The 11,794-nt window shown below is 68.6% G+C and carries 12 protein-coding genes; 3 read left to right on the top strand and 9 right to left on the bottom strand.

Translation table 11 applies throughout. The features are described 5' to 3' along the window. Positions 1 to 207 precede the first annotated feature (207 nt). Positions 208 to 1,074, bottom strand: coding sequence for an AraC family transcriptional regulator (locus tag ACWD35_RS22150; RefSeq protein ID WP_451352996.1), 867 nt, complete (start codon positions 1,072 to 1,074; stop codon positions 208 to 210). A 325-nt stretch (positions 1,075 to 1,399) separates the two neighbouring features. On the opposite strand from ACWD35_RS22150, the gene ctaD reads away from it, so the two are divergent. Then, the gene (ctaD, locus tag ACWD35_RS22155; RefSeq protein ID WP_451352997.1) at positions 1,400 to 3,049 is read left to right on the top strand and encodes an aa3-type cytochrome oxidase subunit I; all 1,650 of its coding nucleotides are present in this window, start codon (positions 1,400 to 1,402) and stop codon (positions 3,047 to 3,049) included. 3 nt (positions 3,050 to 3,052) lie between these two features. After that, entirely contained in the window at positions 3,053 to 3,616 is a 564-nt protein-coding gene (locus tag ACWD35_RS22160; protein ID WP_451352998.1) for a hypothetical protein, read from the top strand. 318 nt (positions 3,617 to 3,934) lie between these two features. Here ACWD35_RS22160 and ACWD35_RS22165 read toward each other — a convergent pair whose 3' ends face one another. The 7 genes from ACWD35_RS22165 to ACWD35_RS22195 all read right to left on the bottom strand — a co-directional run bounded on the left by ACWD35_RS22165 (position 3,935) and on the right by ACWD35_RS22195 (position 7,836). Beyond that, positions 3,935 to 4,417: a hypothetical protein gene (locus ACWD35_RS22165; RefSeq protein ID WP_451352999.1), complete on the bottom strand. Its 483-nt coding sequence runs from the start codon at positions 4,415 to 4,417 to the stop codon at positions 3,935 to 3,937. 117 nt (positions 4,418 to 4,534) lie between these two features. Further along, a complete protein-coding gene (locus ACWD35_RS22170) occupies positions 4,535 to 5,191 on the bottom strand; it encodes a TOPRIM nucleotidyl transferase/hydrolase domain-containing protein (protein ID WP_451353000.1) in 657 nt (218 codons plus the stop codon). Between the two features lie 71 nt (positions 5,192 to 5,262). Next, positions 5,263 to 5,691, bottom strand: coding sequence for a pyridoxamine 5'-phosphate oxidase family protein (locus tag ACWD35_RS22175; protein ID WP_451353001.1), 429 nt, complete (start codon positions 5,689 to 5,691; stop codon positions 5,263 to 5,265). Then, positions 5,688 to 6,185 (bottom strand): hypothetical protein, encoded by a 498-nt coding sequence (locus ACWD35_RS22180; RefSeq protein ID WP_451353002.1) that lies wholly within the window; start codon positions 6,183 to 6,185, stop codon positions 5,688 to 5,690. The genes ACWD35_RS22175 and ACWD35_RS22180 overlap by 4 nt, the downstream gene beginning before the upstream one ends. A gap of 173 nt (positions 6,186 to 6,358) precedes the next feature. Then, positions 6,359 to 6,856, bottom strand: a complete 498-nt coding sequence (locus ACWD35_RS22185; protein WP_451353003.1) for a CBS domain-containing protein — start codon at positions 6,854 to 6,856, stop codon at positions 6,359 to 6,361. Positions 6,857 to 6,872: 16 nt separating this feature from the next. After that, complete coding sequence (locus tag ACWD35_RS22190; protein WP_451353004.1) at positions 6,873 to 7,160, bottom strand: SHOCT domain-containing protein; 288 nt, start codon at positions 7,158 to 7,160, stop codon at positions 6,873 to 6,875. A gap of 172 nt (positions 7,161 to 7,332) precedes the next feature. Next, positions 7,333 to 7,836: a hypothetical protein gene (locus ACWD35_RS22195; RefSeq protein ID WP_451353005.1), complete on the bottom strand. Its 504-nt coding sequence runs from the start codon at positions 7,834 to 7,836 to the stop codon at positions 7,333 to 7,335. Positions 7,837 to 8,213: 377 nt separating this feature from the next. On the opposite strand from ACWD35_RS22195, the gene ACWD35_RS22200 reads away from it, so the two are divergent. Then, entirely contained in the window at positions 8,214 to 8,726 is a 513-nt protein-coding gene (locus ACWD35_RS22200) for a DUF2231 domain-containing protein (RefSeq protein ID WP_451353006.1), read from the top strand. 170 nt (positions 8,727 to 8,896) lie between these two features. On the opposite strand, the gene ACWD35_RS22205 is transcribed toward ACWD35_RS22200, so the two are convergent. Beyond that, complete coding sequence (locus ACWD35_RS22205) at positions 8,897 to 11,278, bottom strand: phosphoketolase family protein (RefSeq protein ID WP_451353007.1); 2,382 nt, start codon at positions 11,276 to 11,278, stop codon at positions 8,897 to 8,899. Between the last annotated feature and the right edge of the window lie 516 nt (positions 11,279 to 11,794).

Genomic DNA, 11,794 nt, shown 5'->3' on the forward strand with positions numbered 1-11,794 from the left:
GAGCGCCCGCTCCCGCCGTACGCCTGACGCAGCGGAGAGGTCGCGACGGGTCTCCGGGCAGCACCCTGGATAATGATACGTCGTCCACCGTGATCTACACTCCCTGGACTACACTCTTTCCCTCCCCGACGCTCTTCCGATCGGCATCGGTCACGCGGCCACCGCCTCGAAAACGTGCGGCGGCCCAGGGCCGCCGCACGCTCTCGTTCAGACCACAGTCCGCTCCACAGGGATCCACAGCTCCGCTTCCGCCTGTGTGGCGTCCTGCGACAGCCGGGTCCGCAGAATCTCCGGTCCCGGCCGGCTCCGGTATGGATTGGACGGGAACCATTGCGTGAACACGTCCCGCCAGAGGTACTGGAGCGCCTGCGGAAACGGCCCAGAGTTCTCGAAGACGGCCCACGTCCCGGCCGAAACGGTGAGCCCATCCATGTCCTGGGAGGCGGCGGCGCAGGTCACCACCCCGTGGTAGTAGTCGAGTTCGGTCCCTTCCGCCCGACTCGGGTCGAGGTTCTCACTCACCCCTACGATCCCCTGCGGCTCCTGATCAGACAGACTCTGAATGCGCTGCAGCGTCTCCTGCCCGATGCCACGGATGAAGTCGGCGATGGCAGGGTTCACCCCCTCGTGCACTAGCGGAACGCGCGCCTTCCTGCCGACCACACGGAACTCATCCTTCTCCACGACCCGGTATCGCATACTGCTGCTCCCTTCGACGGTGAGGCGGAAGGACAGCCGTGGCTGGGACTGCAGACTCGCACCGGACCGTCTGGCCTCGCCGGGACCGACGCCGTGCATGACGCGGAACGCACGCGCGAACGCCTCCCCCGACGTGTAGCCGTACCGCACCGCGATCTCCAACAGCGTCCGATCCCCGGCCAGCACCTCAGCACCAGCAACCGTGAGCCGTCTGCGCCGGATGTACTCCGACAGCGGAATCCCCGCCAGCGCGGAGAACAGCCGCCGCAAGTGGTACTCCGAAGTCACCACGATCCGCGCAAGGTCGGCCCCCTCGATCCGTCGATCAAGATGGCCCTCGATGTGCTCCATGGCCTGGTTCAGTCGCTCCAGCACCCCGGCCTCCTTCCCTTTCGATCACTCACGTTAGGAAGGACTCACCTTGCCGGACCCGACATCCTGTGCCCGATCCGGTCGGGTACGGGACGCTGCGATCACATAGCGGATGCTGCGGGCTCGGGAGGTCGCGAACATTCCCGTCATTCCTGAACCGGTCAGTGCTGAGCAGCGGGAAGAGGGGCCGTTGGACCCCAGCTGCGGCCGTGGCCGGGGCCGTTCGACCCTATCGGGACCAGGGGGCCGTCCGACGATCATGTGACGGCGGCCGGGAAGAGCCAAGTCCATGTCCCCCGTTGACGGCTCTTCCCGGCTCGTCAGCGACATGAGCAGACGGGAAGGACACCGTCCGGTGGACGAGGCACAGATACAGCAGGTCGGGACAGAGTGGCTGACGACCACCGACCACAAGAAGATCGGGACGATGTACCTGGTCACCGCGTTCGCGTTCTTCATCATCGGTGGCGTCATGGCACTGCTGATGCGTGCCGAACTCGCCCGTCCCGGACTGCAGATCATGTCGAACGAGCAGTTCAACCAGGCGTTCACCATGCACGGCTCGATCATGCTGCTGATGTTCGCCATGCCCCTGTTCACCGGCTTCGCCAACTGGATCATGCCGCTGCAGATCGGCGCCCCGGATGTGGCCTTCCCCCGGTTGAACATGCTTGCCTACTGGCTGTTCCTCTTCGGGTCTTCGATCGCGGCGTTCGGTTTCCTGACACCCGGCGGGGCGGCCGACTTCGGGTGGTTCCTGTACGCACCGCTGTCCGACGCCGTCCACTCGCCGGGCCTCGGCGCCGACCTGTGGATCATGGGCGTGGCCCTGTCCGGCTTCGGTTCGATCGCCGGCGCGGTCAACTTCATCGCCACCATCATCTGCATGCGCGCCCCGGGCATGACCATGTTCCGGATGCCCATCTTCACCTGGAACGTACTGCTGACCGCGGTACTGGTCCTGATCGTCTTCCCGGTGCTCGCCGCCGCCCTGTTCGCGCTGGAGTGCGACCGCAAGTTCGGCAGCCACGTCTTCGACGCGGCCAGCGGCGGGGCGCTCCTGTGGCAGCACCTGTTCTGGTTCTTCGGCCATCCGGAGGTGTACATCCTGGCGCTGCCGTTCTTCGGGATCATCTCCGAGGTCATCCCGGTCTTCTCCCGGAAGCCGATGTTCGGCTACAAGAGCCTGATCGGCGCGACCATCGCCATCGCGGGCCTGTCCGTGACCGTGTGGGCCCATCACATGTACGTCACCGGTGGGGTGTTGCTCCCCTTCTTCTCCTTCATGACGTTCCTGATCGCGGTGCCGACGGGCGTGAAGTTCTTCAACTGGACCGGCACGATGTGGAAGGGCAGCCTGTCCTTCGAGACGCCGATGCTGTGGACGACCGGCTTCCTGATCACCTTCCTTTTCGGCGGACTCACCGGCGTGGTCCTCGCCTCGCCGCCGATGGACTTCCACCTGTCCGACTCGTACTTCGTCGTCGCGCACTTCCACTACACGGTGTTCGGTACGGTCGTGTATGCGATGTTCGCCGGATTCCACTTCTGGTGGCCGAAGTTCACCGGCAAGATGCTCGACGAACGCCTCGGCAAGATCACCTTCTGGACGCTGACGGCGGGCTTCCACCTCACCTTCCTCGTCCAGCACTGGTTGGGCGCCGAGGGCATGCCCCGCCGCTACGCCGACTACCTGGCCGCCGACGGTTTCACCGCCCTCAACACCCTTTCCACGATCGGGTCGTTCCTGCTCGGCCTGTCGATCCTGCCGTTCTTCTACAACGTCTGGAAGACCGCCAAGTACGGCACGCCAGTCAAGGCCGACGACCCCTGGGGCTACGGCCGCTCCCTGGAATGGGCCACCTCCTGCCCGCCCCCACGCCACAACTTCGTCTCCATCCCCCGCATCCGCTCCGAGTCGCCGGCGCTCGACCTGCACCACCCGGAGTTCGCCGCCCTGGAACAGGCAGCGAGGTAGACCATGGCGCAAGCAGTTCTCGCCCTCGGCACTGCGATGGTGACCGCTTCCGGCTGCGTCTGGTACGTGCCGGCCCTCTGCGACCTGCGCGCGGGAGCCGACCGCCTGCTCTCCCGCCGCAGCGCGGCGGCAGCCTGCGTCAGCGGCTGGAGCACGACCGGGATCGTCGCCGTACTGCTGCTCCTGGCCGAGGCATGGTGGATACCGTGCGCCGCGGCCGTCGCGGGCGTACTCGTCACGACCGGCCTGTGGCTGCGTGCGGCCGTACAGCGGCGGCACGAGGTGCGGGAAGTCGCCCGCCAGTGGGGAGAGTTGGGCCACGCCCAGCCCCCGCCTGTCACCGACCGCTCCCGGTACGTCGTGCCCATCCTCGTCGGTACCGGGCTGACGGCCGCCGCGGTCACCGCGGCCTTCAGGCTGGCCACAGGGCCCAAGGACACCGCGGACTGGTTCGCGGTCGTCACCGCTTCCGCCACCGTCCTCGGGTTGTTTCTCACCATTGCGGTGACGTATACGCGCATGACCCGCCGTCGCACCCGGACGGACCATGGGCGGCCCTCTCAATAGAGGGAGCGTCGACTCCCCGTGAGCGGACGGAGGCAGGAGCCGGGCCTTTCCACAGGCAGACGGCCTCGTCGCCGTGCACGGTGGCCCGGTTGCTGGCCGACCGGCTCTCGCCCAGCATCCACCTGCACTACGTCGTCCTGCGCCCTGATCAGGGCACGACGCTGTACCGAGCGGCCAGCCGCGGAGGCGATGCGCTGACCGACCCGGAACCGATCCGTGCGCTACATCAGCAGTTCGCTGACATCCACTTACCTCCTCGAACCAAGGTCTGTCTCACAGTGAGCGAATGAACTGGTCCACAGCACTTGACGATTACATTTACCCGCGTGTCGCGTGCATCTCCTGGAACAACTCGAACTCGCCGTCGGGGGCGGCGCTGAACCCCTGCCAGCGGAAAGAGGTCGGCGTGACGTCGGTGAACGTCCACCGCGAGCGCCTGCCCTCCGAGTCGGTACCCTCCTGGATCATCCCACCGGCACCGTCAGGCCGGCCGATCTGTGAGAAGTACGACGGAAGCTTCGGTGAGATCCACGTAATCTGCCACAGCCCGGTCGTGATGTCGTACATGCGGATGGTGGTGCCGGGGTACCGATCGTGGAACTCCGGGCAAAAGAGCACGTCCTGCACCACCCGGCCGCCCAAGGCCCAGCCGAAACGCCACTCGCCCGCCGCGGTATGCCACTGTCCATCGGGGAACTGGTATCGGTTGCTGATGTTCCACGTTCCGACCAGCCTGCCGTAGAGCATCATCGCCTCGGCATGGTCCGGATCCGGGCCGTCGGCCGAGAGCAGCTCCAGCATCGAGTCACGAGACGACACAGTCATCAGGGCCTCAAACCTCCTGCTGATGGAACGCGGTTGACCCGCCAGAGGATAGCCCTCCCGTCTGACACGGCGACGGCGTTGGCATCGGCTGTGTCAGACGTGCGCGAGGAGGCGCTCCAACGGCCGGGGAACCCGCTCGAGGTGCAGGTGCCCGACCAGCGCCTGCGCGTAGAGCGCCTTGCGGCCGCTGTGCGTGCCCATGAAGCGTCGCAGCTGGTGTTCCACGGGCCGTTCCCGCTGTGCCGGCTGGCCCTGGAAGGTGCGGAAGGGGCGCAGCTCGCCCTGGGCCTCGATCACCTGCTGCACGCCCTCGGCCCCGACAGCGCGGATCAGCTCGTCCTCCAGGTCGGCGACGCACACATGGAACCCGAGTGTCTCCAACTTGGCCTGGGTGAGACCGGACCCGAGCCCGACCCGTTCAAGATGACGCCGGAAATGCCGCTCCTCGCCGATGTCGTAGAGACCGGCCAGCGGGAGGCCGAGCCCCGGAGGACCGCACACGTCCAGGAAACGCCCGATGTTCGTCGCGCCTCCGAGCGGTACGACCGCGACGCCCTCTGCACCGAGGTCGCGGCCGTAGCGCATGGCCAGCGCTTCGAGCGCGACCTGATCGCTGCTCCCCTCGACGAGCACGACCGTCCACACACCGCCGCCGGCCAGCTCCCGCGCCAGCGCGGCGGCCTCACCCGCCTCCGCTCCGCCCGCCGCCCACGCGACCAGCGCCAGGCGGAATCGCCTCAACTCGTCCACGAGACCTCGCTTCCCGGCGCCATCCTGGCACGGCCGAGATCCCGTACGCATGCACGTTTTCCGGGGCTGCCTCAACGCACCAGCCGGTATCCGGTGACCAGCTCGGCCTTGATGCGCACCACGTACTCCATGTCCCTGCTGACCCAGGGAGTGAGTTCCGCGTGGTAGCGGGAGAGCGTCGGCGGGTCGGTCACGCGGCTCGCCGTACCGGTGACCATCACGCTCCAGCCGGTATGACTGCCCTCGTCGATCCGGTCCGCCTCGTACACCACCACCTCCGACGCCGACGCGCTGGTCAGCAGGGCGGCCCCGGCATGCGTACGGATGACGACGTCGCCGTCGCCGGTGACGAGGTGGTTGACCGGCCGGATCACCGGCAGTGCCTGGCGGGTGAAGCCGACACGCCCCATGGACACGCTCGCCAGCAGCCTGAGCGACTCCTCCCGGCCCAGCTCGACCATGCGGGCGACAGCAGGGGAAGAAGGGGGCTGGCTGGTCATGACGGCTCTCCGCGAACGGCCTCGTGTTCGGCCCCCTGCGGCCAGAGCACCTCGACGTCGACGCCATGGCTGCGGGCATAGGCCACCAGGTGAGCCGTCGCGTCCCTCCCGTTGGACGGCGACCCGTCCCACACGGCCAGCACCCGTGCGCACGAGCGCAGCAGCCTCTCCTGGGCCGATATGCACGAGGTGCGGTCACCTGGGTCGTACTCCACCAGCCGCACCTGCTGTGACAGCAACAGCAGCTCCCCGGCCGCCTTGCGGTCCGGCTCGGCGACGTACGCGGGTACGCCGTTGCAGGACGGCAGCACCGTCACCAGGGCCAGCCCCGCCTTGCGCGCGGCCCGCCCGAACGCGAGCGGCAACCCCTTCCCGGCGCGGACCAGTCCCACTCGTCCCGCCCGGGCGAAGTCGGCCAGCCGGGAGCGCAGTTCCTCCTCCAGCAGCGCGAGCGTCGACGTGGCGAGATCGGGATGCCCCACAACAGCAATCACTCCCGGCTTTCCTTTCTCCCCATGCTCTTGATCTTCGTCACGCGCGGTCGGTGTGTGCAGGGGCCTGTCAGCCCCGAAAGCAGGGCCGTTCGGCCCTTGGGACTTCGGGAAGCGCGCAGCCACTCGCCGCTCCTCGGCCCCGCCTCAGCGCTCCCCGAGCAGCCGACAAGTCCCTACGGAATGGGAATGCCGCGTTCCCGCTCCCTTCGACGAGGTGGCAGCCCGGGCAGCGGTGCACATCGGAGCGGCACCCCCTGCGCCGACCCGGTGTGCCGGTGCAGGCCGGCCGCGGCGGCCACATAGTCCTGCGCCGTGAGCAGGCCGGTCAGTCGTCCGTGCGGGTCGGTGACCGGCAGCGCGTCCACATCCTCCTCAGTCATCACGGCCGCCGCGCGGAGCGTCGACTCCTCGGGATGGACCGTGACCGTGCGGCGCCCGCGCACGAGGTCGCGCACCCTCCGGCGGGACAGCGTCACCGCGGGGTCCGCGCAGGCGACGGCCAGCTCTGCGCGGTCCAGCAGGCCGGCGCAGCAGCCGTCCTGGCGGACCACCGGCAGATGACGCTGCCCGGACCGCTCGACCACCTCCCAGGCCATCAGCAACGTCTCGTCCTCGCTGATCGAGTACGGCGACCCGTTCATCATGGCGCCCACGGAAAGTCTCTCGTCCACGGCTGCCTCCTCCCGATCAGCGCCGACCGGGCCACGGGACGTCACCGGTGGCTTTTCCCAGGACGGTCAGGCGGCGGTGGTACTCGTCCTCGTCGATCTCGCCTCGGGCGAAGCGTTCGGCGAGGAGCTGCTCGGGGGACGGCCCAGGCGGCCGGGTGTCGGCAAGGTCCCTGCCCCCTTCTGGCCGCGCCAGGGCGCGGTACAGGAGGACGCCGAGGGTGATGATCAGGGCCCAGAAGAGGATCATGCCGGCTGACATGGCGAACCAGCCCCATCCGCCGACGTCGTGGTCGTACCAGAACATCACGGTGGCTCATCTCCTCCAGGGCGCCGGGAGCCAGGCCCCGGTGCCTGCGACTTTCGAAGTGTCCGCCTCTCACACTCGCCCGGACCGTGGAGCGCGTCATGGGCCGGTGAGGCCAACGCGCGGGGCCGATCAGCCCTCATCAACCGCTCCCCCGGCTGACCCTTGCGGCTCACAGGTGCAACGGCCCTCCCTGCGCACAGTGTGGCGGCGTGTTGTTGCCGCTCAGGTCGAAGTCCGCGCAGGTCAGAAACAGGTAGTTGAACTTGCCGAGCAGGAAGGCCAGGACTCCGACGGCGATGGTGACGCCCACTGCTCCCAGACGGTGAAACCGAGGAAGCTCCGCATAGTCGGGGAGCAGAATCTTCGACAACAGCCAGGCCAGCATCGGAGCACCCACCACGGTGAGGCCCACTTCGAGGTAGTGGAGGTACAAGGGGATGTGGGGTCCGGGTGTCAGGATGGCCAGGATGACCCACAGGGAGGGCAGCGCCAGAGCCAGCCAGCCTCCTGAGGGGACCGAGCTCTTCCTGTGCACAACCGCCCCTGAGAGGAGCACGGCGGTGGTCACGGCCCAGAGAGTGAGCAGGGCGTCGAAGAAGACGGCGTTGTACGCGCCCAGGGTGAAGGCGGGCCACCAGATGACGAGGGTTCCGCCCGTTGACGCGGCCGCCACAGCGCGCAGGCTCGGGTGCACACTGGTCCGACTGTCCTTCGGCTTCGCGTCGGAATCTTGTCGTGGTTCATCGGCCATGTTCGGCTTACCGTCCGAGTCGAGTGAGTGACGAAACCGCTGCGTGCAGCGAACAGCACCAGGACTGTCAGAGCAGTACCAAGACGGCGAAAATTTCCAGGTCCATTCAAACCTCCCGTCAGCGCTCGACCCGTCTGTCGACCACTCTCAGCCTGCCGGTTCCAGGTGCTGTGGGCGCGTTCTGTCGCCCGGACGGGTCTTCACCGAACCCTCGGCTCCACCGGCTCCACCGGCTGAGAAGGAACTCAGAGTTTGCTGTGCCAGGCTGACGCGCCCCTTCCCCTCTGGAGAGCGTCCCGATGAATCTGATCAACGGTCTGCCCGCCCATGTCCTGATGGTCCACGTGGTCGTCGTCCTGATACCCCTGACCGCACTGGCCCTGGTCGCGGCAGCGCTGTGGCCGCGCGCCGCCCGGCTGCTGGGGCCGCTGCTGCCGCTGGTGGCCCTCGTCGCCCTGGTCAGTGTGCCGCTGACCACGCACGCCGGCGAGTGGCTCGAACGGCACGTTGACGACGACGCCCTGGTACGCCGGCACACCGAGCTTGGCGACGGGCTGCTGCCGTGGGCCGTGGCTCTGTTCGTGCTGGCGGCGGTCGTGTGGTGGGCGGGCCGGCGGGCGCAGGCGGAGGCTGGCCGGGACAGCGGCATGCGCTGGTCCGCCCTGCCGGTACGCATCGTCGTGGGTGTGCTCTCGCTGGCCATTGCGGTCGGGGCGGTGGTGGATGTCTACCGGATCGGCGAATCCGGAGCGAAGGCCGCCTGGCACGACGCCTACTCGAAGACGGCGACGGGGTCGCAGGACGGTTCCTGATCCGGCCCGTCGGTCGGGGTCGGTTGCGTTGCCTCATGGTCGCGCCGCCGTGCCTGGACGAGGTTCGTGTACGGGCGGAATCCAAGGTCGGCTGGCCGCCGGAGGCGCGACTCGACGGCCCGCCTCAGAGCGGCCCCGGACGGAACGGGGGCTCGTCACCCCACAGACGTTCAGCCGTCCCAGCTCCACTCGGCAACCTCGGGCAGGTCGGTGCCGTGGGCGCGGATCCAGGCGTGGTGGCGGGTGCGGACGTCGACCATCGCCTGGCGTACGGCGGCGGCGCGTACGGCGAGGCCCGGGACGCGGTCGATGACGTCCATGACGAGCCGGTAGCGGTCGAGGTCGTTGCGGACCACCATGTCGAACGGGGTGGTCGTGGTGCCCGATTCCCTGTAACCGCGCACGTGGACGTTCTGGTGGCCGGTGCGACGGTAGGCGAGGCGGTGGATCAGCCACGGGTAGCCGTGGTAGGCGAAGATCACCGGCTTGTCCGTGGTGAACAGGGCGTCGTACTCGAAGTCCGTCATCCCGTGCGGGTGTGCCTCGTGCGGCAGCAGCCGCGTCAGGTCGACCACGTTGACCACCCGCACCGCCAGTTGGGGCAGGTGCCGGCGCAGCAACTGCGCTGCCGCCAGCACCTCCTGGGTGGGCACATCACCGGCACAGGCGAGTACGACGTCCGGCTCGCCGCCGTTCTCGGTGCCCGCCCACTCCCAGATCCCGGCGCCGCGCGCGCAGTGAACCCGGGCCTGGTCGATGCTCAGCCAGTCGAAGCAGGGCTGCTTGCCCGCCACGATCACGTTGACGTAGTCGCGGCTGCGCAGGACGTGGTCGGCCATGGACAGCAGGGTGTTGGCGTCCGGCGGCAGATACACCCGCACGACCTCGGGGCTCTTGTTGAGGACGTGGTCCACGAACCCGGGGTCCTGGTGCGAGAAGCCGTTGTGGTCCTGGCGCCACACGTGCGAGGTCAGCAGGTAGTTGAGAGAGGGGATCGGAGCCCGCCAGGGCAGTTCTCGGGAGGTCTTGAGCCACTTGATGTGCTGGTTGACCATCGAGTCCACGATGTGCACGAACGCCTCGTAGCAGGAGAACAGTCCGTGCCGGCCGGTCAGCAGGTAGCCCTCCAGCCAGCCCTGGCAGAGGTGCTCGGAGAGGACCTCCATCACCCGGCCGTGCCGGTCCAGGTGTTCGTCGACCGGCAAGGTCCCGGCCTGCCAGGCCTTTGCGCTGGCATCGAAGACGGCCTGGAGCCGGTTGGAGGCGGTCTCGTCCGGTCCGACGAGACGGAAGTCGCGGCGCTGCCGCGTGTCCTTCATGACCTGTGCGAGGAGACTGCCGAGGACCCGGGTGGGCTCGTGCAGCGTGCTGCCCGGCTTGTCGACGGGTACGGCGAAGGCGTCGAGGGACGGCAGCGGAAGGTCACGGACGAGGAGGCCGCCGTTGGCGTGCGGGGTGGCTCCGAGCCGCCTCGGCCCCTCGGGGACGCAGGCGAGGACCTGCGCGACGGGACGGCCCTCCAGGTCGAAGAGCTCCTCGGGCCGGTACGAGCGCAGCCACTCCTCCAACTGCCGCAGATGAGCCGGATTTTCGCGCACCTTTGAGAGCGGGACCTGGTGGGCGCGCCAGGTGCCCTCGACCGGTTCGCCATCCACTACGGCCGGGCCGGTCCAGCCCTTCGGCGTGCGCAGCACGATCACCGGCCAGTGCACGCGTTCGGTGACCCCTTCCTCGCGGGCGGTGCGCCGCATCAGTGCGATGCGGTCCAGCGCCTCGTCGAAGGCGCCGGCCAGGGCGCGGTGGACCGTGGCAGGGTCGCCACCGGTGACGTGCAGGGGTTCGTGCCCGTATCCCCGCAGCAGCGCGTCGAGTTCGTCCTCGGGAATCCGGGACAGCACGGTCGGGTTGGCGATCTTGTAGCCGTTGAGGTGCAGGATCGGCAGGACAGCTCCGTCGTGCACCGGGTCCAGGAACTTGTTGGAGTGCCAGGACGCGGCCAGCGGGCCTGTCTCCGCCTCGCCGTCACCGATCACACAGGCGACCAGCAGGTTCGGGTTGTCGAGGGCCGCGCCGTAGGCGTGCGCCAGGGAGTAGCCGAGTTCGCCGCCCTCGTGGATCGATCCGGGTGTCTCGGGTGCCACGTGGCTGGGCACGCCGCCGGGGAAGGAGAACTGCCGGAACAGCCGGGCCATGCCCGCCGCGTCGCGTGACACGTCGGGGTAGGTCTTGCTGTAGCTGCCGTCCAGCCAGGAGCCCGCGAGGACGGCCGGTCCCCCGTGTCCAGGTCCCCACACGCACAGCGCGTCCAGTCCGCGCGCCTTGATCACGCGGTTGAGGTGGGTGTACACGAGGTTCAGACCGGGCGAGGTGCCCCAGTGACCGAGCAGCCGCGGCTTGATGTGCTCGGGCTTGAGCGGCTCGGTCAGCAGCGGGTTGGCCATGAGGTAGATCTGGCCGACCGCCAGGTAGTTGGCGGCGCGCCAGTGCGCATCCAGGGCGCGCAGTTCCTCGTCGGTGAGCAGGGTGGCGTCCGGGTGGGCGGCCTTCGTCATGGGAACTCCTGTTTCGTCGTCCATGGGCGGAAAGTGTGCCGGGAATATCAGGAGACTTCGGGAACGACAGCCACTGGGCCCGCCGCGTCGTGCAGCACTCCGTGGGCGATGCGGTGGCGTTGTGGCCCTCGTGCGGCAGCGCGTGCACGGGTCCTCGGGCAGGACGTCGGATTCGACCGGGACGGCCGGGGCCTGCCGCCGGGCACGCTCCGTCGCGACGGCGACGATGGCAGTGGCAGACCGTGCATGGCCGCCTCGTCGGCCGCCCGGTCCCGCGACACCCACGACCAGGGGCAGACGCACAACCGCTCACCGCCTTTCGCCGGGCTGCGGGAACCTCAGCCGTCCGGTCCTGTTCTCACGCTCACACGGTCGACTCGGTGACCTCGATGGGCGGATCGGCCCTCGCGACCGGCAACGGACTCTCCCGAGCGGGACATTCGGCCCCGGGGCCAGGTCCGGACGGCCCCTGCCCCCGGGGAACAGGTGTCGCACAGGCTGGAGGCAGGACTCGGC

It is taken from the genome of Streptomyces sp. NPDC002671 (assembly GCF_053592475.1).

Bases quoted from the DNA above. Each gene is read 5' to 3' on its own strand.
- ACWD35_RS22190 (WP_451353004.1), bottom strand. From the start codon at position 7,160: ATGTTCTGGTACGACCACGACGTCGGCGGATGGGGCTGGTTCGCCATG.
- ACWD35_RS22205 (WP_451353007.1), bottom strand. From the start codon at position 11,278: ATGACGAAGGCCGCCCACCCGGACGCCACCCTGCTCACCGACGAGGAA.
- ctaD (WP_451352997.1), top strand. From the start codon at position 1,400: ATGAGCAGACGGGAAGGACACCGTCCGGTGGACGAGGCACAGATACAG.
- ACWD35_RS22165 (WP_451352999.1), bottom strand. From the start codon at position 4,417: ATGCTGGAGCTGCTCTCGGCCGACGGCCCGGATCCGGACCATGCCGAG.
- ACWD35_RS22200 (WP_451353006.1), top strand. From the start codon at position 8,214: ATGAATCTGATCAACGGTCTGCCCGCCCATGTCCTGATGGTCCACGTG.
- ACWD35_RS22160 (WP_451352998.1), top strand. From the start codon at position 3,053: ATGGCGCAAGCAGTTCTCGCCCTCGGCACTGCGATGGTGACCGCTTCC.
- ACWD35_RS22175 (WP_451353001.1), bottom strand. From the start codon at position 5,691: ATGACCAGCCAGCCCCCTTCTTCCCCTGCTGTCGCCCGCATGGTCGAG.